Raw genomic sequence first — 26,709 nt, 5'->3', positions numbered from 1 at the left:
CGCCCGGCGGGGAGAAACTGCCGGTGCCCTGCCGTACGGTCCGGGACGACTACGCGTCCATTTTGGACGGTTACGCGATCGGCCTCGGCTACGTCGAGACCAATCCGACCTTCACCGCGACCGGGGCGGCGAGGTCCTCGGCTTCTACGCGCTCGCCGAAGCGGAACCCGTCGGCGGCGTTCTACCTCCGGATGGGGGCGCGGCGGACCGGCACGATCCCGGCGAAGCCGCCGAAGGTGGGCTGGGACCGGCCGGAGCTCCGCTTCGACGTCCCTACATGTTGATCATGTGACCCGCGAGGCCGTGGATCGCTTCCTTCACCGCTTCGCCCAGGGTCGGGTGGGCGTGGACGTTGCGCGCCACCTCGTGCACCGTCAGGTCCCACTGCTGGGCCAGGGTCAGCTCCGGCAGCAGCTCCGTCACGTCCGGGCCGATCAGGTGCCCGCCGATCAGCTCGCCGTACTTGGCGTCGCTGATCAGCTTCACGAAGCCGGCCGCGTCGCCCAGGCCGTGGGCCTTGCCGTTGGCCGTGAAGGGGAACTTCGCCACCTGGACGTCGTAGCCCTTCTCGCGGGCCTGCTCCTCCGTCCAGCCGAAGCTGGCGATCTGGGGCTGGCAGTAGGTCGCGCGCGGGATCATCGGGAAGTCGAGTTCCATCGTCTCGGCGCCCGCGATCGTCTCCGCCGCCACCACGCCCATCGACTCCGACGCGTGCGCCAGCATCAGCTTCGCCGTCACGTCGCCGATCGCGAAGATGTGGTCGACGTTCGTGCGGCCGCGGCCGTCCACGGCGATCGCGCCGCGCTCGGTCAGGGCCACCCCCGTCTTGTCCAGGCCGTAGCCCTCGACGCGCGGCTGGAAGCCGATCGCCTGCATGACCTTGTCGGCGGTGAGGACCTGCTGCCCGTTCTTCTCCGAGGACACCGTCACCCGCACCGACTCGCCCGAGTCGTCGATCGACTCGACGCGGGTCGACGTCAGCACCTTGATGCCGAGCTTGCGGTACCGGCGCGCCAGCTCCGCCGACACCTCGGCGTCCTCCAGCGGCACCATCCGGTCGAGGAACTCGACGATCGTGACGTCGACGCCGTAGTTGTGCAGCACGTAGGCGAACTCGACGCCGATCGCGCCGGCGCCGGCGATCACGATGCTCGACGGCAGCTCGCTCGAGAGGATCTGCTCTTCGTAGGTCACCACGCGCTCACTGCGCGAAGTCCCGGGCAGCAGCCGGGTGGTCGCACCGGTCGCGATGACGCAGTGGCCGAAGGTGATCCGCTCGCCGTTGACCTCGAGGGTGTGGTCGTCGACGAAGGTGCCGTGCCCGTCGAACTCGGTGATCTTGTTCTTCTTCATCAGGAAGTGCACGCCCTTGACGCGCCCGTCGGCGACCTTGCGGCTGCGTTCGTACGCGGCCGTGTAGTCGAAGCGGATCGGGCTGTCGGAGGAGATGCCGAACGTCTTCGCCTCCTGCGTCACCACGTGCGCCAGCTCGGCGTTGCGCAGCAGCGCCTTCGACGGGATGCACCCGACGTTCAGGCAGACACCGCCCCAGTACTTCTCCTCGACCACCGCGGCGCTCAGCCCCAGCTGGGACGCGCGGATCGCCGCGACGTAGCCGCCCACCCCGGCCCCCAGCACGACGACATCAAAGTGTTGTGCACTCATCCCTCGAAACTACCCTTCCGGACACCGTCCGGCGGGGTGACCCGGGCCTCAGGCAGCCAGCGGCGGCCGCTCGCCGCGGATCGAGACCAGCAGCTCGGTGATCGCCGCCATGATCCGGGCCGTCGCCTCCTCCAGCACCGCGCGGGTCAGTTCGCGGCCCACGAGGTCCGACAGGTCGACCGGCGGCCCGGCGACCAGCTCGACGGTCTTGCGCGGCAGCCCGCGCGGGAACTTCGCCGTCGACGGCAGCAGGTGGTGGGTCCCCCAGTTGGCCACCGGGATCACCGGGGCCCCGGTCTCCAGCGCCGCCCGCACGACGCCGGTCTTGCCGCGCATCGGCCAGCCGTCCGGGTCGTCCGAGAACGTGCCTTCCGGGAAGATGGCGACGCATTCGCCCGCCCGCACGGACGCCACCAGGTCGCGGTAGGCCTCCGCGGCCGTCGCCGCGCCGCGGTAGACCGGGATGTGCCGCCCGGACCGCATCACGCGACCGACCACGGGCACCTTCCAGAGCGAAGCCTTCGCCAGGTAGCGCGGGACGCGGCCGGCGGCGAGGCAGAACGCCGTGAGCGTCGTCGGGTCGGCGAACGACAGGTGGTTCGACGCCACCAGCACGCCGCCGGACTTCGGGATGTGGTGCGCGCCCCGCACCCGGAACCGCGTGGTCTGGACGAGGAACTGCCAGACCACCTCGATGGCGAAGCTGTACCAGGCGCCACGGCCGGCGCGGGCGAAACGCCGGCCGTAGGCGATCATCTGGCGTCGGGTGAGCAGTTCACCCTCGATGTCCAGGGCGGTCCAGCGGTCCATGACTGTCATTCGTAGCCCACGACCGGCCGGATCGGCCCTCGCCCGCGCCGAACGCGGCGCAGATCACAGCGAAAATGTTCAGAGCCGCTCGAGCACCACGACGGGGATCTCGCGGTCGGTCTTCTTGGCGTACTCGTTGTAGTCCGGCCAGACGGCGGCGAGCTTCTCCCACAGCTTCGCGCGCTCCTCGCCGGAGGTCGTGCGGGCGCGGGCCTTGAACTTGTCCGCCTTGATCTGCACGCCGACCTCGGGGTGCTCGACGAGGTTGAAGTACCAGCCCGGGTGGTTCGGCGCGCCGCCCTTGGAGGCCACGATCACCGCGTTGCCGTCGACTTCCTGGTAGATCAGGGCGAACTTGCGCTCCTGGCCGGTCTTGCGGCCCTTGGTGGTCAAGACCAGCGTCGGGACGCCTTCCTGCCAGTCGTGGCCGACCTCCCCGTCGGTCTCCTCGTAACGGCGGACGTGCTCGTCACCGAACAGCATGCGTGGTTTCCTTTCGCGTCGATCGGCAGTGGCGGGCTCACCACTTGAGAGTTCTCCTGGTGTGCAACACACCTGTGGCGCGCGATCTTCCCGCCCCTTTTCACTCGTTCGGGGGAGGTCCCCCGAGCAGCGGCTTCTCCCGGCACACCCTCCTCCCAGTAGATTGCACCGACCGAGCACGCCGAGACACTCGAGACCGATCTTGGAGGAGCCAGCCATGAAGGCCCGGCCGCACGTGACACTCGAAGACGTGGCACGCAGCGCGAACGTCTCGCTCGCGACGGCGTCGCGGGTGCTCAACGGCACCGCGTCCGTCCGCGCCGACCTGCGGGAGCGGGTGTCCGCCGCCGCGGCCGAACTGGCCTACGCCCCCAACGCGCACGCACAGGCCCTCGCCGGCGGCACCCACCGCACGGTCGGCGTGATCTGCCACGACGTCAGCGACCCGTACTTCGCGGCCATCGCGGGCGGGGTGATGCGGGTGGCGACCGACAACGGCCTGCTCGTCATGCTCGCCGGCACGTTCCGCGACCCGGACCGTGAAGTCGCGTACGTCTCGACGCTGCGCGCGCAGCGGGCCGCGGCCATCCTGCTCATCGGCTCGGCGTTCGAAGACCGCGCGTGGGAACGCGCGATGGCCGCCGAGCTCGAGCCCTACCGCCGCGGCGGCGGTCAGGTCGCGGCGGTCAGCAGGCACCGCGGGCTCAAGATCGACACCGTGCAGCCGGACAACAAGGGCGGCGCCGCGGCGCTGGCGAAGGAACTGGCCGGCCTCGGCCACAAGCGGTTCGCCGTGCTGGCCGGGCCGCGGCGGCTGAGCACCGTGATCGACCGGCTGGCCGGGTTCTCCGACGAGCTCGCCGCGCACGGCATCGAGCTGCGCGAAGACGACGTCATCGAGGCCGCGTTCAGCCGCGACGGCGGTTACGAGGCGACGAAACGGCTGCTCGCCGGCCGGAAACGCAAGCTGCCGACCTGCCTGTTCGCCGTGACCGACGTGATGGCCATCGGCGCGCTGACGGCGTTGCGCGAGGAGGGCCTGTCCGTGCCCGGCGACATCTCGGTGGCCGGGTTCGACGACATCCCGGTGGTCCGCGACCTCGCCCCGGCACTGACCACGGTCCGGCTGCCGCTGGAAGAACTCGGCGAACGCGCGATGGAGCTGGCGATCAAGGGCTCGGCGGGCACCCGGCCGCGGACGGTCCGGCTGTCCGGCGAAGTCGTCCTGCGGGAAAGCACCGGACGCCCCAAGCGCTGACCCCACCGGGCCTTGCCGCGGGCGCGGCGCAGGCCCTACCGTGGGTTGAGAAAGCGCTTTCTGACCCTTCCGGAGGTCCTCGATGCTCGTGCTCCCGGCTCCCGGCGGCGAGCTGCTGAACTGGTCACCGTCCGGGCCACGGCCACCCGCGCCCCCGACGACGCCGACGACGTCGCGCATCGCCTACGCCGCCGCGCACGTCGTCGCGGACGCGCTGGCCGACGAGCCCTACGCCGTGGACTGGGACACGACGCTGGCCTTCCGCGAGCACCTCTGGTCGTGCGGGCTCGGCGTCGCGGAGGCGATGGACACCGCGCAGCGCGGCATGGGCCTGGACTGGGCGACGACGCGGGAGCTGGTGACCCGCACCGGCGCGGTCGCCGCCGGGCGGCGCTGGTGCGCCGGGGTCGGCACCGACCAGCTGCCGCCGGGACCGGCCACCATCGCGTCCATTGTGGACGCCTGGCGCGAGCAGCTGGACCTGGTCGCCGGCGCGGGCGCGCTCCCGGTCGTGATGGCCAGCCGCGCGCTGGCCGCGGCCGCCCAGCGCCCGGACGACTACCACGCGGCCTACGGCAAGCTGCTGTCCGAGGCGGGCGGCCCGGTCCTGCTGCACTGGCTGGGCGAGCAGTTCGACCCGGCGCTGGCCGGCTACTGGGGCCACGCCGACGTCCGCGCCGCGGCCCGCGAACTGGCGGCGCTCTGCGCCGAGCACGCCGGCACGATCGCCGGGGTGAAGGTCTCGGTGCTCGACGCCGCGGTCGAGATCGAGTTCCGCCGGGCGCTCCCGGACGGCGTCGCCTGTTACACCGGCGACGACTTCAGCTACCCCGAGCTGATCGCCGGGGACGCCGAAGGCCACAGCGAGGCCCTCCTCGGCATCTTCGACCCGATCGCGCCGGTGGCCGGGGCGGGGCTGAGCCGGCTGGGCGACGGCGACCGCGCCGGGTTCCGCGCGCTGCTCGACCCGACCGTGCCGCTGGCCCGCGAGATCTTCCGCGCGCCGACCCGGCACTACAAGACCGGCGTCGTGTTCCTGGCCTACCTCAACGGCCACCAGGACCACTTCCGGATGCTCGCGGGGAGTGAGTCCGCGCGCACGATCACGCACCTGGCGACGCTGCTACGCCTCGCGGACGAGGCCGGCGTGCTGGCCGATCCCGACCTGGCCGCGGCCCGGATGCGGCCGCTGCTGCAGGTGGCGGGGGTCGCGTGATGGACCCCCGGCTGAGCCTCAACCAGATCACCACGAAGTCCTGGTCGCTGCCCGAGGCGGTGGCCGGCTGCGCCCAGGCGGGCGTCGGCTGGATCGGGCTGTGGCGTGACAAGGTCGCCGAGACCGGCGTCGACGAGGCCGCGCGGCTGCTCAAGGAGCACGGTGTGCGGGTTTCGTCGTTGTGCCGCGGTGGGTTCTTCACCGGCGTGACGCCGGATGGGTCCCCTGTGGACGGTGTGGCGCGGACCCGCGAGGCGATCGACGAAGCCGCCGCGCTCGGCGCCGGCGTGCTCGTGCTGGTCGTGGGCGGCATCGCGGGCAACGACCTGGCCGCGTCCCGGCAGCGGGTGGCCGACGCCGTCGGGGAGCTCGCGCCGTACGCCGGGGAGCGCGGGGTCCGGCTGGGCCTGGAGCCGCTGCACCCGATGCAGTGCGCGGAGCGGTCGGTGCTGTCCACCGTGGAGCAGGCGCTGGCGATCGCGGTGGAGCACCCGGCCGAGCAGGTCGGCGTGATCGTGGACGAGTTCCACGTCTGGTGGGACCCGCGGATCGAGGACGCGATCGCCGCGGCCGCCGGCCGGATCGCCGGGTTCCACGTGTGCGACGTCCTGGTGCCGCTGCCCGATCCGCTGCTGGGCCGCGCCCTCCCCGGCGACGGCCCGATCGACCACCGCCACCTGCGCGCGGCCGTCGAAGCCGCGGGCTACACCGGGCCGATCGAGGTCGAGGTGTTCAACGCGGACCTGTGGTCCCGCCCGGGCGGGGCCGTGCTCGCGGAGACCATCACGGCGTTCGAGCAACACGTCGCCTGACCCCGGCGCTTCCCTGGGGGAAGTTACGGCGTTCGAGCGACATGACCCCCGAGCCGGTCCGTCTGGCGGTACGGTGGGTCCGTCTGACGGACGGGGGTCGCTCATGAAGGCGGACGAAGACGGATCGGTCCGGAGCGTGCTGCGCGCGTTCGACCTGCTCGCTCTCTTCACGGAACACCGCCGGACGTGGGCGGTCAAGGACCTCACGACGGCCAGCGGCCTGGCGAAGACGACCGTGCTGCGGCTGGTCGCCACCTGCGAACAGCGCGGCCTGCTCTGGACGCGGCCGGACGGGCGGATCACCGTCGGGCCCGGGATGCTGCGGTGGGCGCAGCTGGCGCACACCGCGTGGCAGCTGCCCGAGCCGGTCCGCCAGGTGCTGCGTGACCTGGCCCTCGAGTGCCGGGAGACGGTGAACCTCTACGTCCGCAGCACCTCCGTCCTGGTCTGCGTGGCCCAGCAGGAGGGGCCGCTGGCCATCCGGCACGTCGGCCGGGTCGGTGACGAGCTGCCGCTCGGCTTCGGGGCCGCCGGACGCGTTCTCGACGGCGCGGAGGGCGCCGCGGTCAGCCACGGCGAGCCGGAGGCCGGGGCGTCCAGCGTGGCCGCGCCGGTGCACGACGGCGACGGGCGGCTGCTCGCCGCGCTCGCCATCACGGGGCCCAGCAGCCGGTTCGGGCCCGGCGAAGTCGCCGCGTTCACCGAAGCTCTCGCCGCCGCTTCGGTGCGGATATCGCAGATCGGTCTCGCGACGCGGACGGAATAGACGACAATCACCCGGCGCGGGCCGCCGCGTTGGTTAGGCTTCCCGGCATGCCGAATTTGCTGGTGGTGGAAGACGACGCGGCGATCGGCAGCGTGCTCGAATCGACACTGGTCCTGCACGGTCACCAGGTGTCCTGGACCCGCGACGGGCGGACCGCGCTGCAGGCCGCCGAATCCGGCGATTTCGACCTCGTGCTGCTCGACCTCGGCCTGCCCGACCTCGACGGCGTCGAGGTCTGCCGTCGGCTGCGGGCCGCGCTGCCCGCCGCGGTGCTGGTCATCCTGACCGCCCGGCAGGAGGAGATGGACGTCGTCGTGGGCCTCGACGCCGGGGCCGACGACTACCTCACCAAGCCGATCCGGCTGGGCGAGCTGCTGGCCAGGGTGCGGGCGCACCTGCGGCGCGGCGCGCCCGCCGGGGCCCGGCCGCCGGTGACCATCGGCGGCCTGACCGTCGACATCGCCGGCCGTCGCGCCACCCTGGGCGGGCGCGAGGTGGTGCTGCGCGCCAAGGAGTTCGACCTGCTGGCCCGGCTCGCCGAGCAGCCCGGTGTGGCGGTCAGCCGCGAAACGCTGATGTCCGAGGTCTGGGACGCGCACTGGTACGGCTCGACGAAGACGCTGGACGTGCACATCGCGGCGGTGCGCCGCAAGCTCTCCGCGGCCGCCGGGCCCGGCGACGACGTGCCGCGGATCGCCACCCTGCGCGGGCACGGCTACCGGCTGGAAGACCCGGCCCGGACCGCCGCCGAAGGCTGACCGTGCGCCGCCGGATCACCTCGCTGACGGTTCTCGCCGCCCTCGTCGCCACCGTGCTGTTCGCGCTGCCGCTGGGCATCGCGGTCTGGCAGTACTACCACGACGACACGAAGAGCGACCTGGAGCGCGCCGCCGACGCCGCCGCCCTCGTCGTGGCGCCGGACCTGAACGCCGGACGGGCGCCGGTCGTGCTGCCGCGCGCCGAGGAGGACGACGAAGCCGAGGGCGAGGTCGGGGTCTACGGACCGGACGGGCGGCTGCTCGCCGGGCACGGACCCGCCGTCGGCGGCCCGGTCGAGCAGCAGGCGGCGAAGGCGGCGGTGGACGTCGTCATCGGCCGCGAAGGCGACGACATGGCGCTCGCCGTGCCGGTGATCAGCGGAGCACGGGTGACCGGCGTGGTCCGCGCCGCGCTGCCGCTGTCCCAGCTGCGGCTGCGGATCATGCTGACCTGGCTCGCCATGGGCGGGCTCGCGGTCGCGACGACCGGCGTGAGCTGGCTGATGGCCCGGCGGTACACCCAGCGGCTGGTCCGCCCCATGGAGGAGCTCGCCGACGCGGCCGAGCGGCTCGGCGAAGGCGACTTCACCGTCCGGTCGCCGCGCGCCGGCATCGCGGAGATCGACCAGGTCGGCGACGCGCTGGACGCCACCGCGGCCCGGATCGGCGAGACGCTGGAGCGCGAGCGGGCGTTCTCCGCGGAGGCGTCGCACCAGCTGCGCACCCCGCTGACCGGGCTGCGCCTGCAGCTCGAAGCGGCGCTGGAGACCCCGGAGGCGGACCCGTACGCGGCGATCCGCGCCGGCATCGCCTCCGCCGACCGGCTCGAACGCACCATCGAGGACCTCCTGGCGCTGGGCCGGGAACGCCGGGCACCGCGGGCCGAGCTGGATCTCGGCGCGATCCTCGACGAAGTCCGGCAGTCCGGCGAAGCCCTGCTCGGGCCGCAGGGCCGGGCGCTGCGCATCCTCCGCGAGGACCCACCGGCGGCGCACGCGGCGGCCGCGGCGGTCCGGCAGGTGCTCGGCGTGCTGCTGGACAACGCGGTGACGCACGGGCGCGGCACGGTCACGGTGCTGGCCCGCGACGCCGGCGACACGCTCGCCATCGACGTCGCCGACGAGGGGCCGGACCTCGGCGAGACGGACCCGTTCGCGACCGCGCCCACCGGCCACGGCATCGGCCTGCCGCTGGCGCGCAGCCTCGCCGAAGCCGAAGGCGGCCGCCTCCGGCTGAGCCGCCCGGACCCGCCGACGTTCACCCTCCTCCTCCCCGCCGCCGAACCCCCCGACCCCCCGTGACTGGAGGGTCAACTCACGTGATCAGAAGGTCGACACGCGTGACTGGGAGGTCGACACGACGGCGGGCCGTGTCGACCCTTCAATCACGCGTGTCGACCCTTCAATCACGCGAGTTGACCCTTCAATCACGGGGATGGCCGGTTACATCGGGAAGACCTTGCGGAAGGCGGCCGAGATCGGCTTGAGGTCGGCGACCAGGGTGTCGAGCTCGGTCGGGGTCAGGGCGTCGTACGGGGCTTCCGCGAGCTGGTCGGTCAGGGCTTCGACCCGGGCCTTCGTGGCGCGGCCCGCGGGGGTGAGCCAGCCGTCGGTCCCGACGAGGCCGCGGGCGCGCATGCCGTCGATCACCGCGGTCAGCTGGGCCTCCGGCAGGTGCCAGACCCGGCCGAAGTCCTGCGCGCGCACGTCGACGGACAGGGCGTGCAGCACGTGGGCCTCCGTCCCGCCGACGCCCTCCACCAGCAGCGCCGCGGTGTGGCCGTCGCCGCGGTGCTCGCGCAGCAGGGTGGCCGCGTGCCACAGCCGGGCGACGGGCTCCTGCGGTACCGGCAGCGCGCGCAGGGCGGCGAAGAGCGCGCGTCCCCCCACCGGTGCGCTCGTCGCCGCCTTCAGCAGGAGGTCGCCGGCGCGCGCGACGGCGGGGTCGTCGGCGAGTTCACCGAGGATCCGGCGCATTCCCGCGACGCAGCCCCGCTCGCGGGCGGCCAGCGCCGCCTCGGGGGTGGTCAGCTCCCAGACCTTCGGGATGTGGCGGGCCACCTCGCCCGGGGCGAAGTTGTAGAAGACCGCGTGCACCGCTTCGGCCGGCATGTCCCGGCCGAAGGGCGCGGCCCGGCCCGCGAAGTAGGCGTCCCACACGTTGCGCAGGCCCAGCGCCCGCAGGGCCTCGTCCGATTCGTCGGCGAAGTAGGGCACCAGGCCGAGGGGCTCGACCAGGTCGTACATGCGGCGGGCGACGGCGTGCGACATCTTCATCCCCTGTGGGTCTCGGCGGTGCCCTCGTGGCGGCCGCTCACCCCCTCCACGAACGGCACACGGCGGATCCGACAACCCCACGCGAGGCAAAATCCGATCCGGAACGAATCGCCACGATCTGCTCAGAATGTGCAATGAATCACCTGTGATTCATCTGTACGCGCAACGTCCTCGTGTTTTGCGCTCCGGAAACGACCGTTACCGTCGTCGGCATGACTTTGCGAGCCGCGACGCTGCGGCGGAAACCGGTCGCCGACCTGGTCGCCGAAGGTGATCATGGCACGTTGAAGCGGTCGCTCGGCCTCGGGCAGCTCACCATGCTCAGCATCGGGGCGACGCTGGGCAGCGGCATCTTCGTCGTGCTCGGCGAAGCCGTCCCGGTGGCCGGCCCGGCCGTGGTGCTGTCGTTCGTGCTCGCCGGCGTCACGGCGTTGTTCTCGGCCCTGTCCTACGCCGAGCTCGCCGGGATGATCCCGCTGTCGGGCTCGTCGTACTCCTACACCTACGCCACGCTCGGCGAGCTCGTCGCCTGGGTGTGCGGGTGGTGCCTGGTGCTCGAATACGGCGTATCGGTGGCGTCGGTCGCCGTCGGCTGGGGCCAGTACCTCAACGAACTGCTGCGGCTGGCCTTCGGCTTCGCCATCCCGGATGCGCTCAGCGGGCCGCCCGGCGACGGCGGTGTCGTCAACGTGCCCGCCATCCTCGTCGTCGTCCTGGCGATGGTCCTGCTGCTGTCCGGGGCGAAGGAGAGCGCACGGGCGAACGCGGTCATGGTCGTGGTCAAGATCGGCACGCTGGTGTTGTTCTGCGCGATCGCCTTCAGCGCGGTCCAGGCGAAGAACTTCACGCCGTTCCTGCCGCTCGGCCTGGCCGGCCTCAGTGCCGGCGGCGCGAAGCTGTTCTTCTCCTACATCGGTTTCGACGCGGCGTCGACCGCCGGCGAGGAGGCGGAGAACCCGCAGCGCGACCTGCCGCGGGCGATCCTGCTCTCGCTCGGCATCGTCACCGTGCTGTACTGCCTGGTCGCCGTGGCCGCCGTCGGCGCCCTGCCGTGGCAGCGGTTCGACGGCCAGAAGGCGGCGCTCTCGCACGTGCTCGACGTCGTCTCGGACAACCCGTTCTGGGCGGGGCTGCTGGCCGTCGGCGCGATCGTGGCGATCTCCAGCGTCGTGCTGACCGTCCTCTACGGACAGACGCGCATCCTGTTCGCGATGTCCCGCGACGGCCTCGTCCCGGCCGCTCTGTCCAAAGTGGATGCGAAGAGCGGCTCCCCGCGGACGAACACCCTCGTGGTTTCGGCCTTCGTCGCCGTCCTCGCCGCCTTCATCCCGCTGGGCAAGCTGGCCGACGCCACCAGCATCGGGACGCTGTTCGCGTTCGGCCTGGTCAACGTGGCCGTGCTGATCCTCCGACGCCGGCAGCCCGACCGGCCGCGGACCTTCCGCGTGCCGCTCTCGCCGGTCACGCCGGTCCTGGGCGTGCTCTGCTGCGCGTACATGATGCTCAGCCTCGACGGCGCCACCTGGCTGGTCTTCGGCGCCTGGATGGTGCTGGGCCTGCTGATCTACTTCGGCTACGGGATCCGGAAGTCGAGGCTGGCATGAGGGTCGCCATCCACCAGGGGCCGCTCGGCGACCTGCCCCGGCTCGACGCCGACCTCGTCGTCACCGCGGAAATGATCACCACCGGCTACCACATCGGCGCGCGCACGCACGAGCTCGCCGAGCCGGCCGACGGGCCCACCGCCGCCCGGATGTCGGCGCTGGCCAGGGAAACGGGCACCGCGCTGGCGTACGGCTACCCGGAAACCGACGGCGAGCACGTCTACAACAGCGTCCAGCTCGTCGACGCCACCGGACGGCGGCTCGCGAACTACCGCAAGACGCACCTCTTCGGCGACCTCGACAAGGCGTGGTTCACCCCCGGCGACGAGGCCGTCGTGCAGGCCGACCTCGGCGGCGTCCGGGTCGGGCTGCTCATCTGCTACGACGTCGAGTTCCCGGAGCTGGTCCGGGCGCACGCGCTCGCCGGCACCGAGCTGCTGGTCGTGCCGACCGCGCTGATGAGCCCCTACGAGCTGGTCGCCGACACGCTGGTGCCCGCGCGGGCCTACGAGAGCCAGCTGTTCGTCGCCTACGCGAACCGCTGCGACACCGAGCGGGAACTGACCTACTGCGGGCGGTCCTGCGTCGTGGCCCCGACCGGCGAGGTGCTCGCCCGCGCCGGCGCCGGGCCGGAAGTGATCACCGCCGACGTCACGCGGGACGCACTGGCCGCGTCCCGCCGGGAAAACACCCACCTGGCCGACCGACGGCCCGAACTGTACCGGGGAACCACCGCATGACCTCCGCCGTCCCGACCGCGATCCACCACGACGAACCGGCGGGCCGCCCGATCACGATGTTCGGCCCCGACTTCCCGTTCGCCTACGACGACTACCTCGCCCACCCCGCCGGGCTGGGCTCCGTGCCTGCCGGGCGGCACGGCACCGAGGTCGCCGTGATCGGCGGCGGCCTCTCCGGCATCGTCACCGCGTACGAGCTGATGAAACTGGGCCTGCGGCCGGTGGTGTACGAGATCGGCGAGCTCGGCGGCCGGCTGCGGACCGTGCGGTTCCCCGGCTGCCCGGACGACGTCGTCGCCGAGATGGGCGCGATGCGCTTCCCGCCCGCGTCGACCGCGCTGTTCCACTACATCGACAAGGTCGGGCTGAAGACGACGCCGTTCCCGAACCCGCTGGCCCCGGGCACGCCGAGCACCGTCGTGGACCTGAAGGGGCAGAGCCACTACGCGCGCACGGCCGGCGACCTGCCCGCCGTGTTCCGGGAGGTCGCGGCGGCCTGGGACCGGACGCTGGCCGAGCACGCCTGCTTCGCCGAGATGCAGAGGGCGATCCGCGACCGCGACGCGAAGACGATCAAGCGGCTGTGGAACGAGCTCGTCCCGCGGCTGGACAACCAGACGTTCTACGGCTTCCTCTGCGACTCCCCCGCGTTCGCCTCCTTCCGCCACCGCGAGATCTTCGGCCAGGTCGGCTTCGGCACCGGCGGCTGGGACACCGACTTCCCCAACTCCATCCTGGAGATCCTGCGCGTCGTCTACACCGGAGCCGACGACGAGCACCGCAGCATCGTCGGCGGCAGCAGGCAGCTCCCGCTGCGGTTGTGGGAGCACGCCCCGGAAGACATCGCTTTCTGGCCGGCGGGCACGAGCCTGAGCACGCTGCACGGCGGACGGCCGCAGCCCGGCGTCGCCCGGCTGCACCGCACCGCGCCCGCCAACATCACCGTGACGGACACGCACGGCCACATCCGGACCTTCCCGGCGGCGGTGTTCACCGCGCAGAGCTGGATGCTGCTGTCGAACATCGAGTGCGACGAAGCGCTGTTCCCGATCGACCACTGGACGGCGATCGAGCGCACGCACTACATGGCGTCGTCGAAGGTGTTCGTGCCGGTCGACCGGCCGTTCTGGCTGGACCGCGACCCGGCGACCGGCCGCGACGCGATGAGCATGACGCTCACCGACCGGATGCCGCGCGGCACGTACCTGCTCGGCGACGACCCGGACGCGCCCGCGGTCATCTGCCTGTCCTACACGTGGGCCGACGACTCGCTGAAGTGGCTGCCGCTGCCGGTCGGCGAGCGCGTCGAGGTGATGCTGCAGTCGCTGCGCGAGATCTACCCGGGAGTCGACGTCCGGCGGCACATCATCGGCGACCCGGTGACCGTGTCCTGGGAGGCCGAACCGCACTTCATGGGCGCGTTCAAGGCGAACCTGCCCGGGCACTACCGCTACCAGCAGCGGCTGTTCACGCACTTCGTGCAGGACGAGCTGCCGTCGCGGTACCGGGGCCTGTTCCTGGCCGGCGACGACATCTCGTGGACGGCGGGCTGGGCCGAGGGCGCGGTGCAGACGGCGCTGAACGCCGTGTGGGGCGTGCTGCACCACTTCGGCGGGGCCACCGATCCGGCGAATCCCGGCCCGGGCGACGGCTTCGCGGACATCGCGCCGATCACGCTGCCGGACTGACCGTGCCCCGATCGTGTCATCCGGGTGGCCGCGCACCCGACATCGTGCTCACTGCCCTGCCCGGCGCAACGGCCCGTGCGACGATGGGCGCATGAACACCGAGCCGGCGCCGAGATGGCGAAGACTGGAACCGGACGAACGGAAGGAACAGATCTACACCTGTGCGGCCCGGCTGTTCGGTGCACGCCCCTATTCCGAAGTGTCCACTTCGGACATCGCCGCGGCGGCCGGGGTGGCGCGGGGGCTGATCAACCACTACTTCGGCACCAAACGCGAGCTGTACCTGGAAATCATCCGCCGCGCGCTGACCGTGCCGCGGCTGGCCGTCGAGATCCTCCCCGACGGGCCGCTCGAACTGCGCGCCGACGTCGCCATCGAGTGGTTCCTCGACATGGTCACCAGCCAGGAGCGGATGTGGCTGGCCGCGATCGCACCGGAGGGCATCGGCCGCGACCTCCAGGTGGAGCGCATCCTCGAAGAAGCCGACCGCGAATCGGCCGACCGCGTGCTGGAGGCGGTCGGCCTGTCGCGCGAAAGCGACCACGGCCCGGAGCTGAACGCCCTCGTGCGCGCGTTCGGCGGGATGGTGAAGGCGGCGGGCCGGGAGTGGCTCGTGCGCCGGTCGCTGACCCGCGAACAGGTGCACCTGCTGCTGTCGAAGTCGCTGGTGACGCTGGTCGGCGACATCTTCCCGGCCATCCAGGCGGCGCCGCGCACCGGCCCCCCGGCGCCGCGGCAGGGCGATTCCGCGTAGACCGAAGCCCCCGGCGCCACGAGGGGGAGGAGGGCGCCAGGGGCTCCGGGTCAGTGGGCGAACCACCGACGCAGGGCCACGGTACGCCGCGGCACTGTCAAGTCGCTGTCACCCTTCGCTGTCCGGATTGTGCAGTTCGTCCAGCCGGTGCGCGAGGCCGTCGAGACACCGGCGGACCGCGTAGTCGTAGAGCTGCGCGTAGTAGCCCGAGGCCAGGTCGGGGTCACCCATCAGGTCGTGCATCGCGGCACCGAGCTCGGCCATCCCCGGCAGGTCGGCGCGCTCGCGGTAGGTCGCGTACTCCTCGGTGTTGTCGATCCGCAGCGCGAGCGCGCCGTCGCGGTCGTCCTCCATCGCGACGAACTGGCACGCGGTCATCAGCAGCAGGTTGTAGGCCAGCACGCTTTCGCGGCCGAACCCGGCGGCCAGCAGCACGCCGACACCGGCGTCGATGGTGCGCGTGGCCGCTTTGACCGACGGCCCGAACAGCGCCAGCCGCCGCGCGCAACCCGGGTACGTCCGCAGCACCGCGCGCAGGCCGGCCAGCAGCTGGGTGAACCACTCCTGCCACGGCAGCCCCTCGTCCGGCAGCTCGATCAGCCCGACGACCCGGTCGACGACGGCGTTCACCACCGCGTCCCGGTCGCCGACGTGGTGGTAGATCACCGCCGGGTAGGCCTCGACCGCGCGGGCGAGCTCCCGCAGGGTCCAGTTGTCCAGGCCGCGCTGGGCGGTGAGGGCGGTGGCGGCGCTGACGATGCAGTCGGCCGTCAGCGCCGGCAGCCCCGCCGCGGCCCGCGACCGGGGGCGCTGTCCCGTGCCCGAGGATGAAGTCGGCATGGGGCGTAACGGTAACCGCACGGCCCGGCCCGGTGCCAGCTTCGCGCGGGTACGGCAGGATCGGGGTATGGCACGCGCACAGGCCAACGGTCTCGAGCTCGAGTACGACACCTTCGGCGATCCGGCGGCCCCGCCGCTGGTCCTCGTGATGGGCCTCGGCGCCCAGATGATCACCTGGGAGGACGATTTCTGCGAGCTGCTCGCCGGCCGCGGGTTCTTCGTGGTGCGCTACGACAACCGGGACGTCGGGCTCTCCACGTGGCTCGACCACCTGCCGCCGCCGGACCTGGCCGCGCTGGCCGCCGGCGACCCGTCGAGCGCGCCGTACACGCTGTCGGACATGGCCGACGACGCCGTCGGGCTGTTCGACGCGCTCGGCATCGACCGGGCCCACGTGGTGGGGGCGTCAATGGGCGGGATGATCGTTCAGCAGCTGGCCATCGACCACCCGGACCGGCTGCGGTCGGTCACGTCGATCATGTCGACCACCGGCGACCCGTCGGTCGGGCAGGCCGAGCCGTGGGCGCTGGCCCTGCTGACCCGCCCGCCCGCCACGACCCGCGAGCAGGCGCTCGCCGACAGCGTCGAGGGCTACCGGCGGCTCGGCTCCCCCGGTTACCCGGACGACGAGGCGTTCCTGCTGGCCAAGGCGGCGCTGCACTACGACCGCGCCCGCCACCCGGTGGGCACCCTCCGCCACGCGGCGGCGGTGGTCGCCTCCGGCGACCGCACCGCGCGCCTTCGCGACGTCCGGCTGCCGGCCCTGGTCGTCCACGGCGACGCGGACCCCCTGATCAACGTGAGCGGCGGCAAGGCGACGGCGGAGGCGATCCCGGGCGCGGAGCTGCTGGTGATCCCGGGCATGGGCCACAACCTGCCCCGCGCGGTCTGGCCCGACCTCGCCGACGCGATCACCCGAGTCGCCACCCAGTAACCGGCACCCACCGCCGTGTCGTCCGTCCAAGCACGCGTGTCGTCCATCCAGGCACTCCGGGTCCCGTGATCGGAGGGTCGACTCGCGTGATCGGAGGGACGACACGCGTACCTGGGTGGACGACGCGTCAGCGGGGGGCGTGGGTGGCGCGGCGGGCGGCGGAGGCCGCGATGATGCGGGGCAGGCCGGCCGGGTGGAGGGGGTCGATGCCGGTCAGGTCGCGGATGCGGCGGAGGCGGTAGTCGACCGTGTTGGGGTGGACGTGCAGCTGGGCCGCCGTGCGGCGGCGGTTCGTCTCCAGGGCCAGGTAGGCGTCGAGCGTCTCGGCCAGCTCGGGGTGGGCTTCCAGCGGGTCGAGCGCGGCCGCGAGGCGGTCGCGGGCCACTCCCGGGCGGGTCAGCTGGTACTCCACCAGGACGTCGTCGAGGCGGTACAGGCCCGGCGGCCGGCCGAACCACCGCAGCACGTCGAGCACCTCGGCCGTCTGCACCGCGGCCGTCCGCACCTCGCCGGGCGCCGCGGTCTCCGCCGCCGCGAGCACGGTGACGCCCGCCGCACGCCCGGCCGCGTCCAGCACCGCCGGCCAGTCCGGAGCACGGCCCGCCACCGGGAGCAGGACGAGCCCGCCGGGACCGTCGAGGGACGCGAGCACGCCGTCCCCGCAGACCCGCTCGAACGCCGCCAGGAACCGGCGGAGTTTCCGCCGGACGGCGATCCCGGCGTCCACCTCCGGTGACTCCTCGTCGGCGTGCGGCCCGAGTTCGACGCTCAGCACGACGTACCGGGCGGGCAGCGTGATCCCGGCGCTGCGGGCGACGACGTCGACCGGGCCGCCGTCGACGAGCACCGACAGCAGCGTCCGGCGCGCGGTGTGCTCCTGCCCGACCTTCGTCCGCAGCTCCTCCAGGTACCCGCGGGTGACCGCGCCGGTCACCGTGCCGACGAACGCCAGCACCCGGTCCGCGACTTCGAGCAGATCGGCGACGTCCGCACGGCCCGACGAAGCCGAGCCGACGGCGAAGATCTCCCGCGCGCCGACGTGGTACGCGGTCAGCACGGCCTCCAGCGGGAAGCCCTCCTCCGCCCGCCGGACCGCCGACGCGCCGACCTGCCGCAGTTCGGCCGCGTTGAGCTCGCGGTCCTCGCGCAGGCTGCGCACGAACGCCCGCACCGCCTGCCGGGTGATGCCCGCGATGTCACCGGCCAGTTCCTCCACCGGCAGCCGGCGGTAGTCGGCGACGTCGGCCTGGATCCGCGCGAGCACCCGGGCGATCAGCTCGGGCTCCTCCCGGGTGAGCCGCTCGTGCACGCGCCGGCCGCCGAGGGTGAGGTCCGCGCCGCGCTTGTGCTCGGTCACAACCGATCCCCTCGTTCTCTGCCCGGATTCCCAGTCAACCCCGTGACGTCCGGTGCCGATGGTGTCACGGAGACCAACAGTCGGCAGAACGTCAAGGAGGACGGCGTGCGAGTGAGGACGACGGCGTTCATCGCGATCATGGTCACCGCGCTGGCGGGCGCGACGGCGGGCACGGCGGCGGCGGGCACCGCCGAGGAGTACGTGGCACTGGGGGATTCGGCGGCGGCCGGGCCGCTCATCCTGCCGGCCGACCTCGGCTCCCCCGGCTGCCTCCGGTCGCTGGCCGACTACCCGCACATCGCCGCGAAGGAACTCGGCGTGCCGCTGAAGGACGTCACCTGCTCCGGCGCGACGACGGCGGACATGACCGCCCCGCAGCAGACCTCGTCCGGCGCGGTGCCGCCGCAGCTGGACGCGCTGAGCGAGCAGACCCGCACGGTGACCGTGACGATCGGCGGCAACGACGTCGGCCTGGTCGGCGCCGCGACGAGCTGCATCAACCTGCTGCCCGGCGTCAACCCGGACTGCGTCGACCGGTACACCGCGGGCGGTCACGACCAGCTGGCCGAGAAGATCGCCGCGTCCGAGCCGGTGTGGGGCGCCCTGCTCGACGCGATCCACGCCAAGGCGCCGAACGCCGACGTCTTCGTGGCCGGCTACGGCACCTACCTGCCGCACAACGGCTGCTGGCCGATCGCGCCGCTGACCCCGCGCGACGCGAACTACATCCAGGGCAGCATCGACCGGACCAACGCCGCCCTCGCCCGGCAGGCCGCCGCGCACGACGCGCACTACGTCGACGTCCGGACGGCCTCGATCGGCCACGACGTGTGCAAGCTGCCCGGCGTGAAGTGGTTCGAGGGCGTGGTCCCGACGTCGATCGCCGCGCCGATGCACCCGAACGCCGACGGCATGACCGCCATCGGCGGGCTGGCCGCCGCGGCGATCAGGGGGTGAAGTCCCAGCGGCTGACCCCGTACGGCTCGGCGCAGGCGACACCGAACGCCCGGTGCAGCGTGAGCCGGTACAGGTGCCAGGGCGGCGGCCCGGCGCTCGCGGCCATGAACGAGGCCGTGAAGCCCCCGTCCTGCACGGTGGCGGGCCAGCCGCCCTCGCGGTAGACGGCCGCCACCCGATCGAGGACCTCGGGTTCGGCCACCCGGTGGGCTTCGCCCTCCATGGTGACGTCGAGGCCGCGCAGCCGCACCGACACGGTGCACGCCGGGTTCGCCGCCAGGTTGCGCGCCCGGCGCGTACCCGGCCCGCTCACGAAGTGCAGGGCGTCGTCCACCCAGATGGCCCCGACGCCGGCGGCGTGCGGCCGCCCGTCGGGGCGGACGGTCCCGACGAAGAACGTCAGGTCTTCCTTGGGGGTCTGGGTGGCGAGGAGGTCGCGCGCCCTGCTCCACGGCAGCGCCGCGGACCCGGATCGGTCGAGGTTCTGGGTTGCTTTCGGTTCCGTCATGCCTTCGCGTCGAACGGGACGGCCGCGGATCGACACGCGGCGAGGGTTTTCGCGCCACCGGGGTCGTCCTCGCCGGTCGCGGGCACGATCGCCAGCTCGTCGACCCCCGCGGCCGCGTACTCACCGATCTTCGCGGCGATCTCCGCCGGGGAACCGGACAGCCCGACCGCGGCGACGGCCTCGGCGGGCACCGCGGCCAGCAGCTCACGCGGGTGCGGGCGCGTCCGCGCGAAGTCGACCAGGTCGCCGAAGCCCGCCGCGCGGAACATGTCCGCGTAGCCGGGGGCGGCGAGGTAGCCGACCACGCCGCGGCGGAGCTGCTCGAGCCGGGCCGGCCCGGGATCGGCCGCGGCGACCACCCACGCGGCCACCGGCGGCGGAGTGGTCCCGGCCCGCCCGGCCGCGGCGTGCAGCCCGCGCACCAGCGTCGCCGCGGCCGCCGGGCTGACGAGGTTGACGACCATCCGGTCGGCGTGCCGCGCGGCGACGTCGAGCGCACGCGGCCCGAACGCGGCGATCGTCACGGGTGACTTCGGCGCGGGCAGCCGCAACCGGTACCCCCGCGAGCCGGCGACCTTGCCGTCCACCGCGGACTTCTCGCCGCCGAGCAGCTGCCGGACCGCGACGGCGGACTCCGCCAGTGCCGTGGCCGCCCGGTCGCGCGAGCGACCGTGCCAGCCGCGCACGACGACGTCACTGGACGTCCCGAGCGCGACGCCGGTCTCGCGGCCGGTCAGCGCCGCCACCGACGCGACGCCCATGGCGATCGTCGCCGGGTCCCGCACGGTCACCGCCAGTGGCCCGAAGGTCAGGGAAATCCGCGAGGTGACCGCCCCGATCGCCGTGCCGAGCGCGAAGGCGTCCCACGTCGCCATCTCGCCGATCCACAGCTCCGGGTAGCCCGCGGCCTCGGCGGCGCGGGCGGTGTCCAGTGCCTCCCGGGGTGGCCGGTCCTGCCAGAGTCCCAATGACACCGAAAGCCGCACGCACGTCCTCCCGAAGTCGAACAGCGCCCGGTTCGTCGTCCCCGGGAGACGACGAACCCGGCGCTCAGCCCAAGGCCGCCCCGGCGAGCGGGTGCTCGCCGTATCCGGTCGCGGGTGCCACCCCGGCACACCACCGGGGGTGACGCCCCGCTTCCGGGTGCCACCGCGGTCCGGTCCGTCCGACCGGGCGCGGCGTGTGCAGTTCCGATCGACCGGCGCGAGCCCTCCGGGCCGGCGCCGACCCGCTCCCTCGAGCCGGCCGATCGACTCCGCTCGCGCACCGTCCCCACGCCCGGGAAGCCCGGGCGTGACCCTCTCGACGGTGTTCAGGTGCGGAGGTTGTCCAGCTGGTCCGCCCGGACCCAGGTCGCGTGAAAACCGAGCGGGACACGCTGGGGAAGCAGGACCCTGGCCACGGGTCCGGCAGCGAGGTCGGCGGCGTCGAAGACGTCCAGTTCCGAGCGCCCCTCGCGCTCGTCCTGCACGAACGTCACCAGGTACCCGTCCGCGGAATCGACGGGTGCTCCTTCGCGGGGTGCGAACGGAGCCTCGCTGCCCCACCGGCCGGGACCGAACCGGTATTCGGCCGTTGTGCCGGCAAGATCGTCGCGGCGCACCAGCCCGTCGAACTTCAGCGTCGAGGAGGGCGAGATGTGCACCGCGTAGGAGTACCGGTTCCGCCGTCCGACGCCGCGGGCGTCGACGGTCGGGAACTCGGTGTTGTCGTCGTCGAGCGGCGCCTCGTGGCACGCGCCGGTCCGCAGGTCGAAGCGGTAGCGGTGCAGCTGGGCGTCGAGCCGCAGGTAGGAGAGCATCTTCGCGAGCGGCGTGTGCGCGTCGGCGCGCGGCTGGGGTCGCTGCACGCGGCAGACGTCCAGGACGACTTCGCCGCCCTGCTCCCAGGCGTTGACGACGTGGTAGATGTAGCACGGGCTCGCTTCGAACCACCGGATCTGGCTACCGTCTCCGTAGCGTGGCAGGACGCCGAAGCGGCTCGGCATCGAACGGTCGAAGTGCAGCTTGTGGCGGCCTTGCTTCGCCGCCGCCGGGTCCTGGACCAGCGGCAGGTCCATCAGCACCGCGTAGTGCTCGGTGATGGCCATGTCGTGCGGCAGGCGCGGGCCGGGCAGCTCGACGTCGGTGGTGGTCACCACGCGGCCGTCCGCGCCGATCACACCGTAGCGCAGGTACGGCGGGCGGGGACCGTAGTCGAACCAGAACAGCTCGCCGGTCGTCTCGTCGACCTTGGGGTGGGCCATCATGTCGCCGGCCAGCGTGCCGAGGAAGTCTTCGGCGCCGAGGGTCTCCAGCGAAAGCGGGTCGACCGCGTACGGCGAGCCGCACAGGTACCAGGTGGCGAGGATCCGGCCGCGGTGGAAGACGACGTCGGTGTTGGCGTTGTCCTTGAGCCCCAGGCCGTGGCCGTTGCCGAAGGGGTTGTCCTTCGGGTTCTCCATGACGCCGGTCCACAGCGCCTTGCCCGCGGCGGACTCGGCTTCGAAGGCCTTCGTGCGGATCCAGCGGTTGCGGTAGCGGGCCTTGCCGTTCTCCAGGTGGACGGCGTGGATCATGCCGTCGCCGTCGAACCAGTGGTAGCGGCCCTCGGGGGCGAACCGCGGGTTCGGGCCGTTGCGCAGGTAGACGCCGTTGAGGTCCTTCGGGATCTCACCGATGACCTGCAGGTCTCCCGCGTCGATCTCGGTGCTGACCGGGGCGTGGACGCCGAGCAGGTAGGGGTTCGCCTCGGCCGCGTCCGCCGTCCGGGCCACCATCAGCGGCTGTTCGGAGGTGCTGGTCATCGGGCTGCTCCCTGGCTGCGCGGCGTGTGGAGACGAGACTATGATTTGTGTACCCAGGTGTCAATAGGCTTCTTTTGGTGTAGTCAGGTGTACGCTGAGGCCGCTATGTACGAGGGGGAACCGGTGACCGAAGCGCCCGCCCACCGCATCCGGTCCGCGGGAGATCCGCTCCGGAGAGCGCTCGAGCTGGTCGGCGATCAGTGGACGCTGCTCATCCTGCAGAGCCTGTTCCTGCGCTTCCGGCGGTACGAAGAGCTGCGGCTGCGGCTGGGCATCTCGCCGACGGCGTTGTCGGGACGGCTGCGGGACATGGTGGCGGCGGGCATGCTCACCCGGGTGCCGTACCGGGACGCCCGGCGCACGCGGCACGAGTACCGGCTGACCGAGCGCGGCCTCGAGCTGTGGCCGCTGCTGATTTCGATCTGGGCCTGGGAGCGCGAGTGGGTCGCGGGCCGCCGCGAGGTGCTGCCGACGCTGATCCACCTCGACTGTGAGCTGGCTACATCAGCGCCGCTCGGCTGTGCCGCCTGCGGCCGCCGGGTCGACGCCCGCGACGTCCGCGTGGAACGGCTGGACGGCACCGGCGTCGCGGCGGCGACGGCGTCCAAGCGCTTCCGCCGCAAGGACGCCGATTCACTGGCGGGCGACCCGCTGATGTTCTTCCCGGACACGATGGAGCTGCTCGGCGACCGGTGGTCGACCGGCCTGCTGGTCTCGGCGCTGCTCGGCTGCCGGCACTTCTCGGAGTTCGAGCGCGAGCTGGGCATCGGGCCGAGCGTGCTGTCGGCCCGGCTGAGCAAGCTGGTCGAGGTCGACGTCCTCCGGACGGGCACGGCGAAGACCCGCACCGACGCCCGCGACTACCGCCTGACGGCGAAGGGACTGGCGTTCTTCCCCGCGCTGGCGTTCATCGCGGAGTGGTCCCGCGGCTTCGAGGCGGCGGGCCAGGAGCCGGACATCACCCTGCACCACGTCGAGTGCGGCCGGCGCCTGCGCCCGATGCTGGTGTGCGACCACTGCGGCCGCCCGCTGACCCGCACGTCGGTGCAGTTCGGCGGCGTGCCGTCCCCGAAACGCTGAAATCGACTCGCCAAGAAGGACCGCGGCTGACAGGCTGGAGCGGACACACGTCGTCGTTTTCGGAGGTAGGCATGAGTGAACCGAACCCGTCGCCCAGCGGCGAGGAGGACGACGTCAAGCGCAAGTTCCGCGAGGCGCTGGAGCGCAAGCAGGCCCACGCTCGCACGGGAGCGGCCCACGAGAACGCGGGCGGCAAGAACCAGCACGCCCACGGCCCGGCGGCGAACAAGCGGACGTTCCGCCGCAAGAGCGGCTGACGGGCGGGGTCTCCCGCGAAACTCCCGAAGGCCACCACGGATGCGTCCGTGGTGGCCTTCGGCGTACCCGGCCGGCGTCCTAGGGTGGGCCGATGACCGGTCGGGCGCGGTGGGACGAGGCGTGGCGGGTCACGCGGTACGCCCTCTACGCCGGGGGCCGGCCCGAGGTCCGGGCCCGGTCGGCCGCGCTGGCCCGGCTGCGGGCCGCCGCCGTGGCCGGCACCGGCCTCTGGAGCGGGTTCCTGGCGGCGCAGACCACCCCGGGGACACCGGCCGGCAGCCCGCTCGCCCTCGGGCTCGCGGTGGCGAGCGCGCTGCCCGCGATGATCGCCGTCCGTTCGCCGCTGTGGGCGTGGCGGCTGCTCGTCGTGCTGATCGTGACCACTCCGGTCGCGCACCCGGCCCTGTCGCGGGTGTGGGGCTGGCCGTGGTCACCCGGCCTGGCGCTGACCGGCGCGCTGGTCTGGTTCCTGGTCGCGACCGGCCACGCGCAGGGCGTCCTGGTCGTGGTCGGCGTGGTCTCGGCCGCGGCGATGGGCGTCTGGATCGAGGACGGGCGTGACCTGGCGCTGCTGGTGGCGCTGCTGACCGCAGTGCTGCTGGCCGGCAACGCGGTGCGGCAGCGGCGGGTCGCCGAGCGGGACAGCGCCGAACAGCAGCGGAGGCGGGCCGCGGAGGAGACCAGGGCCGCGGTCCTCGAGGAACGCGCGCGCATCGCGCGGGAGCTGCACGACGTGGTCGCCCACCACATGTCCGTGCTCGCGCTGCGCACCGACTCCGCCCGCTACCGCTTCCCCGGCCTGCCGGACGACCTGCGGGCCGAGTTCGCCGAGCTGACCGGCACGGCGCGGGACGGGCTGGTCGAGATGCGCCGGCTCCTGGGCGTGCTGCGGACCGAGAGCACCGGCGGACCGGTCGAGCCGCAGCCGGACGTCACCCGGGTGGCCGAACTGGCGGAGCGGGTCCGGGCCCTCGGTGCGGCCTGCACGCTGCGGGTGCACGGGGAGTTCGACGCGCTGCCCGCGGGCGTCGCGTTGTCGGCCTACCGGATCGTGCAGGAGGCGCTGAGCAACGCGGTCCGGCACGCACCGGGCACGGCGATCGACGTGGAAGTGCGGGTCGGCGCCCGTTCCCTGCACGCCGCCGTGCGCAACGCCCCGGGCGGCGCCGTCCGACCCGCCCGGCCCGGGCACGGGCTGCTCGGCATGCGGGAGCGAGCCACGATGCTCGGTGGCACGCTGGTGGCCGGGCCGACGGCCGACGGCGGGTTCGAGGTCACCGCGGACCTGCCGCTGGACCACGAGGAGAACGCGTGATTTCCGTGCTCGTCGCCGACGACCAGACCATGGTCCGGCAGAGTTTCCGCGCCGTGCTCGACGCGCAGGACGACATCCGGGTGACCGGTGAAGCCGCGAACGGCGCCGAAGCGGTGACGCGCTGCGCGGAACTCGACCCGGACGTCGTGCTGATGGACGTCCGGATGCCCGGGATGGACGGTCTGGAGGCCGCCCGCCGCATCCTCGGCGCGGGCGGTGCCGTCCGCGTGCTGATGCTGACGACGTTCGACATCGACGAGTACGTCTACGGCGCGCTGCGCGCGGGAGCCAGCGGGTTCCTCCTCAAGGACGCGCCGCTGGACGACCTGGTCGTCGCCGTGCGCGTGGTCGCCGCGGGCAACGCGCTGTTCGCGCCGTCGGTCACCCGCAGGCTCATCGGCGAGTTCGCGGTCCGCGGCCGGACCGCCGATGCCGGCGCGCGGGGGCGCTCCGGCATCGCGGACCTGACGGAGCGGGAGACCGAGGTGCTGCGCCTGGTCGCGAAGGGCCTGTCCAACACGGAGATCGCCGAAGTGCTGGTGATCGCCGAACAGACGGCGAAGACCCACGTCAGCCGGGTGTTCGCCAAACTCGGCGCGCGCGACCGGGCGCAGGCGGTCGTGGCCGCCTACGAGGCGGGCCTCGTGGTGCCCGGCCGGTGATACCCCGGTAGCACGCGCGGACCGCGGCCCTACCGCGGTGCCGGCCGAAGACGGCACCCGGGCACGACGCCCGGCGGCGCCTTGCCGACCATCGTGGCGGCCATGGGGATCGGGCGGCGCACCAGGGCCGTGGTGCTGACGGCGACGGTGGCCTTCGCGCTCGTGGCGGTGGTGTGGTGGTCGCTCGGCCGCCCGCTCGGCGTCGACTCCGCGGTGTACCGCGCCGGCGGAATCGCCGTGCTCCGCGGGGAACCGCTCTACGACCACCTCGCGGCCCTGCCGGCGTGGGCGCCGGAGCTGCCGTTCACCTACCCGCCGTTCGCGGCCCTGCTGTTCACGCCGTTCGCCGCGGTGCCCGTGCCGTGGTGCTGGGGGCTGGTCGCGATGACCGCGGCACCCGCGCTGGCCGTGGCCCTGCGTCCGTACGCTCCCGGCCGGGTGGCGCTGCTCGCCGCGTCCGGGCTGCACCCGGTGTGGCAGACCGTCGGGCTGGGCCAGCTCAACCTGGTGCTGATGGCGCTGGTGGTCGTCGACGTGCTGCGCCGCCGAGGCTCGGCGGGCGTCCTCATCGGTCTCGCGGCGGCGATCAAGCTGGTGCCGCTGATCTTCGTCGGGCACCTGCTGCTCACCGGCCGCCGGGCGGACGCCTTCCGCGCGCTCGGCACGTTCGCCGTCGCCACCGCGCTGGGTGCCGTGCTGCTGCCGGCCGATTCGGCCCGGTACTGGACGTCGGCGCTGTTCAACGACCACTTCGCGCAGATGAAGGGCTGGGTGGGGAACCAGTCGTGGGCGGGGTTCGCCGACCGGACGGCGCCCGGCCAGGCCTGGCCGCTCGCGTTCGCCGCGCCGGCCGTGGCCGGCGCCGCGGTCGTCGTCCGGTGGCGGCACCGGGCGGGCGACGAACGCGGCGCCCTGCTGGTCACCGCCGGGTGTGCGCTGCTGGTCAGCCCGATTTCCTGGACGCACCACTGGGTGTGGGTCACGCCCGCGCTCGGGTACCTGCACACCACCGGCCGCCGGTGGCTCGCGCTGCTCCTCGCGGCGGTGTTCACCGGCTGGACCGTGGCGGTGGTGCCCGGCGGCCAGGGCCGGGAGCGGGCCTGGACCGCCGGGCAGGCGCTCGTCGGCAACGCCTACGTGCTGGTCGCCGTCGGCGCCGGCGTGGTGCTGGTCGTGGCGGCCG

General features: G+C 73.2%; 27 protein-coding genes. 18 read left to right on the top strand and 9 right to left on the bottom strand.

The window, feature by feature from the left end; translation table 11 throughout:
* Positions 1-23: 23 nt before the first annotated feature.
* Positions 24-284: a hypothetical protein gene (locus tag DV20_RS43510; protein WP_235191140.1), complete on the top strand. Its 261-nt coding sequence runs from the start codon at positions 24-26 to the stop codon at positions 282-284.
* Here DV20_RS43510 and lpdA read toward each other — a convergent pair.
* From lpdA to DV20_RS40215, 3 genes are all read right to left on the bottom strand, one after another.
* Positions 274-1,665: a dihydrolipoyl dehydrogenase gene (lpdA, locus tag DV20_RS40225; protein WP_043788890.1), complete on the bottom strand. Its 1,392-nt coding sequence runs from the start codon at positions 1,663-1,665 to the stop codon at positions 274-276. The two genes, DV20_RS43510 and lpdA, sit on opposite strands and share 11 nt — an antisense overlap.
* Positions 1,666-1,713: 48 nt before the next feature.
* On the bottom strand, positions 1,714-2,475 hold the full coding sequence (locus DV20_RS40220; protein ID WP_407638378.1) for a lysophospholipid acyltransferase family protein: 762 nt from the start codon (positions 2,473-2,475) through the stop codon (positions 1,714-1,716).
* 78 nt (positions 2,476-2,553) lie between these two features.
* Positions 2,554-2,958 (bottom strand): nitroreductase family deazaflavin-dependent oxidoreductase, encoded by a 405-nt coding sequence (locus DV20_RS40215; RefSeq protein ID WP_043788887.1) that lies wholly within the window; start codon positions 2,956-2,958, stop codon positions 2,554-2,556.
* 217 nt (positions 2,959-3,175) lie between these two features.
* On the opposite strand from DV20_RS40215, the gene DV20_RS40210 reads away from it, so the two are divergent.
* The 6 genes from DV20_RS40210 (at position 3,176) to DV20_RS40185 (ending at position 9,069) form a co-directional block, all read left to right on the top strand.
* On the top strand, positions 3,176-4,216 hold the full coding sequence (locus tag DV20_RS40210; RefSeq protein ID WP_043788886.1) for a LacI family DNA-binding transcriptional regulator: 1,041 nt from the start codon (positions 3,176-3,178) through the stop codon (positions 4,214-4,216).
* Positions 4,217-4,298: 82 nt separating this feature from the next.
* Entirely contained in the window at positions 4,299-5,432 is a 1,134-nt protein-coding gene (locus tag DV20_RS40205) for a DUF993 family protein (RefSeq protein WP_043788884.1), read from the top strand.
* Positions 5,432-6,244, top strand: coding sequence for a sugar phosphate isomerase/epimerase family protein (locus DV20_RS40200; RefSeq protein WP_043788883.1), 813 nt, complete (start codon positions 5,432-5,434; stop codon positions 6,242-6,244). The genes DV20_RS40205 and DV20_RS40200 overlap by 1 nt, the downstream gene beginning before the upstream one ends.
* 103 nt (positions 6,245-6,347) lie before the next feature.
* Positions 6,348-7,010 carry an IclR family transcriptional regulator gene (locus DV20_RS40195; RefSeq protein WP_043788881.1) on the top strand — a complete coding sequence of 221 codons (663 nt, stop codon included), beginning with the start codon at positions 6,348-6,350 and terminating at the stop codon, positions 7,008-7,010.
* A 47-nt stretch (positions 7,011-7,057) separates the two neighbouring features.
* Positions 7,058-7,768 carry a response regulator transcription factor gene (locus tag DV20_RS40190; protein WP_043788880.1) on the top strand — a complete coding sequence of 237 codons (711 nt, stop codon included), beginning with the start codon at positions 7,058-7,060 and terminating at the stop codon, positions 7,766-7,768.
* 2 nt (positions 7,769-7,770) lie between these two features.
* Positions 7,771-9,069, top strand: a complete 1,299-nt coding sequence (locus DV20_RS40185) for a sensor histidine kinase (RefSeq protein WP_043788879.1) — start codon at positions 7,771-7,773, stop codon at positions 9,067-9,069.
* A gap of 141 nt (positions 9,070-9,210) precedes the next feature.
* Here the strand turns inward: DV20_RS40185 and DV20_RS40180 are convergent, their stop codons facing one another.
* Entirely contained in the window at positions 9,211-10,038 is an 828-nt protein-coding gene (locus DV20_RS40180; RefSeq protein ID WP_235191141.1) for an SCO6745 family protein, read from the bottom strand.
* Positions 10,039-10,256: 218 nt separating this feature from the next.
* Here DV20_RS40180 and DV20_RS40175 point away from each other — a divergent pair, with 218 nt between their 5' ends.
* From DV20_RS40175 to DV20_RS40160, 4 genes are all read left to right on the top strand, one after another.
* Positions 10,257-11,648, top strand: coding sequence for an amino acid permease (locus DV20_RS40175; RefSeq protein ID WP_043788877.1), 1,392 nt, complete (start codon positions 10,257-10,259; stop codon positions 11,646-11,648).
* Entirely contained in the window at positions 11,645-12,388 is a 744-nt protein-coding gene (locus DV20_RS40170; RefSeq protein ID WP_043788876.1) for a carbon-nitrogen hydrolase family protein, read from the top strand. The genes DV20_RS40175 and DV20_RS40170 overlap by 4 nt, the downstream gene beginning before the upstream one ends.
* Positions 12,385-14,076 (top strand): flavin monoamine oxidase family protein, encoded by a 1,692-nt coding sequence (locus tag DV20_RS40165; RefSeq protein WP_043788875.1) that lies wholly within the window; start codon positions 12,385-12,387, stop codon positions 14,074-14,076. Before DV20_RS40170 ends, DV20_RS40165 begins: the two co-directional genes overlap by 4 nt.
* Positions 14,077-14,167: 91 nt before the next feature.
* The gene (locus tag DV20_RS40160; protein ID WP_043788874.1) at positions 14,168-14,830 is read left to right on the top strand and encodes a TetR/AcrR family transcriptional regulator; all 663 of its coding nucleotides are present in this window, start codon (positions 14,168-14,170) and stop codon (positions 14,828-14,830) included.
* Positions 14,831-14,938: 108 nt separating this feature from the next.
* Here DV20_RS40160 and DV20_RS40155 read toward each other — a convergent pair whose 3' ends face one another.
* Positions 14,939-15,670 carry a TetR/AcrR family transcriptional regulator gene (locus tag DV20_RS40155; RefSeq protein ID WP_043788873.1) on the bottom strand — a complete coding sequence of 244 codons (732 nt, stop codon included), beginning with the start codon at positions 15,668-15,670 and terminating at the stop codon, positions 14,939-14,941.
* A gap of 67 nt (positions 15,671-15,737) precedes the next feature.
* Between DV20_RS40155 and DV20_RS40150 the strand changes: the two genes are divergently transcribed.
* Entirely contained in the window at positions 15,738-16,604 is an 867-nt protein-coding gene (locus tag DV20_RS40150) for an alpha/beta fold hydrolase (RefSeq protein WP_043788872.1), read from the top strand.
* A gap of 127 nt (positions 16,605-16,731) precedes the next feature.
* Here the strand turns inward: DV20_RS40150 and DV20_RS40145 are convergent, their stop codons facing one another.
* Positions 16,732-17,961 (bottom strand): PucR family transcriptional regulator, encoded by a 1,230-nt coding sequence (locus DV20_RS40145; protein WP_043788871.1) that lies wholly within the window; start codon positions 17,959-17,961, stop codon positions 16,732-16,734.
* Between the two features lie 111 nt (positions 17,962-18,072).
* Between DV20_RS40145 and DV20_RS40140 the strand changes: the two genes are divergently transcribed.
* Positions 18,073-18,918 carry an SGNH/GDSL hydrolase family protein gene (locus DV20_RS40140; RefSeq protein ID WP_043788870.1) on the top strand — a complete coding sequence of 282 codons (846 nt, stop codon included), beginning with the start codon at positions 18,073-18,075 and terminating at the stop codon, positions 18,916-18,918.
* Here the strand turns inward: DV20_RS40140 and DV20_RS40135 are convergent.
* From DV20_RS40135 to DV20_RS40125, 3 genes are all read right to left on the bottom strand, one after another.
* Positions 18,908-19,426, bottom strand: coding sequence for a pyridoxamine 5'-phosphate oxidase family protein (locus DV20_RS40135; protein WP_043788869.1), 519 nt, complete (start codon positions 19,424-19,426; stop codon positions 18,908-18,910). The two genes, DV20_RS40140 and DV20_RS40135, sit on opposite strands and share 11 nt — an antisense overlap.
* Entirely contained in the window at positions 19,423-20,412 is a 990-nt protein-coding gene (locus DV20_RS40130; RefSeq protein ID WP_043788868.1) for an LLM class F420-dependent oxidoreductase, read from the bottom strand. The genes DV20_RS40135 and DV20_RS40130 overlap by 4 nt, the downstream gene beginning before the upstream one ends.
* Before the next feature lie 326 nt (positions 20,413-20,738).
* Positions 20,739-22,211, bottom strand: a complete 1,473-nt coding sequence (locus DV20_RS40125; RefSeq protein WP_043788867.1) for a carotenoid oxygenase family protein — start codon at positions 22,209-22,211, stop codon at positions 20,739-20,741.
* Between the two features lie 123 nt (positions 22,212-22,334).
* Between DV20_RS40125 and DV20_RS40120 the strand changes: the two genes are divergently transcribed.
* The 5 genes from DV20_RS40120 to DV20_RS40100 all read left to right on the top strand — a co-directional run.
* Positions 22,335-23,291 carry a winged helix-turn-helix transcriptional regulator gene (locus DV20_RS40120; RefSeq protein WP_043788919.1) on the top strand — a complete coding sequence of 319 codons (957 nt, stop codon included), beginning with the start codon at positions 22,335-22,337 and terminating at the stop codon, positions 23,289-23,291.
* Between the two features lie 71 nt (positions 23,292-23,362).
* Complete coding sequence (locus DV20_RS40115) at positions 23,363-23,548, top strand: DUF5302 domain-containing protein (RefSeq protein ID WP_043788866.1); 186 nt, start codon at positions 23,363-23,365, stop codon at positions 23,546-23,548.
* A 92-nt stretch (positions 23,549-23,640) separates the two neighbouring features.
* Entirely contained in the window at positions 23,641-24,864 is a 1,224-nt protein-coding gene (locus DV20_RS40110) for a sensor histidine kinase (RefSeq protein WP_043788865.1), read from the top strand.
* Positions 24,861-25,526, top strand: a complete 666-nt coding sequence (locus DV20_RS40105) for a response regulator (RefSeq protein WP_043788864.1) — start codon at positions 24,861-24,863, stop codon at positions 25,524-25,526. Before DV20_RS40110 ends, DV20_RS40105 begins: the two co-directional genes overlap by 4 nt.
* Positions 25,527-25,628: 102 nt before the next feature.
* Positions 25,629-26,709, top strand: a 1,081-nt coding sequence (locus DV20_RS40100) for a glycosyltransferase 87 family protein (RefSeq protein ID WP_152603816.1), incomplete at its 3' end; no start/stop codon positions are given.

The sequence above is a fragment of the Amycolatopsis rifamycinica genome, from assembly GCF_000695625.1.
GTDB lineage: Bacteria > Actinomycetota > Actinomycetes > Mycobacteriales > Pseudonocardiaceae > Amycolatopsis > Amycolatopsis rifamycinica.
The sequence above is the reverse complement of the archived record's forward strand: the minus strand, read 5'-3'. Positions and strand labels throughout refer to the sequence as shown.

Excerpts from the sequence above, each read along its gene's own strand:
- lpdA (WP_043788890.1), bottom strand. The coding sequence starts at position 1,665 with ATGAGTGCACAACACTTTGATGTCGTCGTGCTGGGGGCCGGGGTGGGC.
- DV20_RS40220 (WP_407638378.1), bottom strand. The coding sequence starts at position 2,475 with ATGGACCGCTGGACCGCCCTGGACATCGAGGGTGAACTGCTCACCCGA.
- DV20_RS40215 (WP_043788887.1), bottom strand. The coding sequence starts at position 2,958 with ATGCTGTTCGGTGACGAGCACGTCCGCCGTTACGAGGAGACCGACGGG.
- DV20_RS40210 (WP_043788886.1), top strand. The coding sequence starts at position 3,176 with ATGAAGGCCCGGCCGCACGTGACACTCGAAGACGTGGCACGCAGCGCG.
- DV20_RS40205 (WP_043788884.1), top strand. The coding sequence starts at position 4,299 with ATGCTCGTGCTCCCGGCTCCCGGCGGCGAGCTGCTGAACTGGTCACCG.
- DV20_RS40200 (WP_043788883.1), top strand. The coding sequence starts at position 5,432 with ATGGACCCCCGGCTGAGCCTCAACCAGATCACCACGAAGTCCTGGTCG.
- DV20_RS40195 (WP_043788881.1), top strand. The coding sequence starts at position 6,348 with ATGAAGGCGGACGAAGACGGATCGGTCCGGAGCGTGCTGCGCGCGTTC.
- DV20_RS40190 (WP_043788880.1), top strand. The coding sequence starts at position 7,058 with ATGCCGAATTTGCTGGTGGTGGAAGACGACGCGGCGATCGGCAGCGTG.
- DV20_RS40180 (WP_235191141.1), bottom strand. The coding sequence starts at position 10,038 with ATGTCGCACGCCGTCGCCCGCCGCATGTACGACCTGGTCGAGCCCCTC.
- DV20_RS40175 (WP_043788877.1), top strand. The coding sequence starts at position 10,257 with ATGACTTTGCGAGCCGCGACGCTGCGGCGGAAACCGGTCGCCGACCTG.
- DV20_RS40170 (WP_043788876.1), top strand. The coding sequence starts at position 11,645 with ATGAGGGTCGCCATCCACCAGGGGCCGCTCGGCGACCTGCCCCGGCTC.
- DV20_RS40165 (WP_043788875.1), top strand. The coding sequence starts at position 12,385 with ATGACCTCCGCCGTCCCGACCGCGATCCACCACGACGAACCGGCGGGC.
- DV20_RS40160 (WP_043788874.1), top strand. The coding sequence starts at position 14,168 with ATGAACACCGAGCCGGCGCCGAGATGGCGAAGACTGGAACCGGACGAA.
- DV20_RS40155 (WP_043788873.1), bottom strand. The coding sequence starts at position 15,670 with ATGCCGACTTCATCCTCGGGCACGGGACAGCGCCCCCGGTCGCGGGCC.
- DV20_RS40150 (WP_043788872.1), top strand. The coding sequence starts at position 15,738 with ATGGCACGCGCACAGGCCAACGGTCTCGAGCTCGAGTACGACACCTTC.
- DV20_RS40135 (WP_043788869.1), bottom strand. The coding sequence starts at position 19,426 with ATGACGGAACCGAAAGCAACCCAGAACCTCGACCGATCCGGGTCCGCG.
- DV20_RS40125 (WP_043788867.1), bottom strand. The coding sequence starts at position 22,211 with ATGACCAGCACCTCCGAACAGCCGCTGATGGTGGCCCGGACGGCGGAC.
- DV20_RS40115 (WP_043788866.1), top strand. The coding sequence starts at position 23,363 with ATGAGTGAACCGAACCCGTCGCCCAGCGGCGAGGAGGACGACGTCAAG.
- DV20_RS40110 (WP_043788865.1), top strand. The coding sequence starts at position 23,641 with ATGACCGGTCGGGCGCGGTGGGACGAGGCGTGGCGGGTCACGCGGTAC.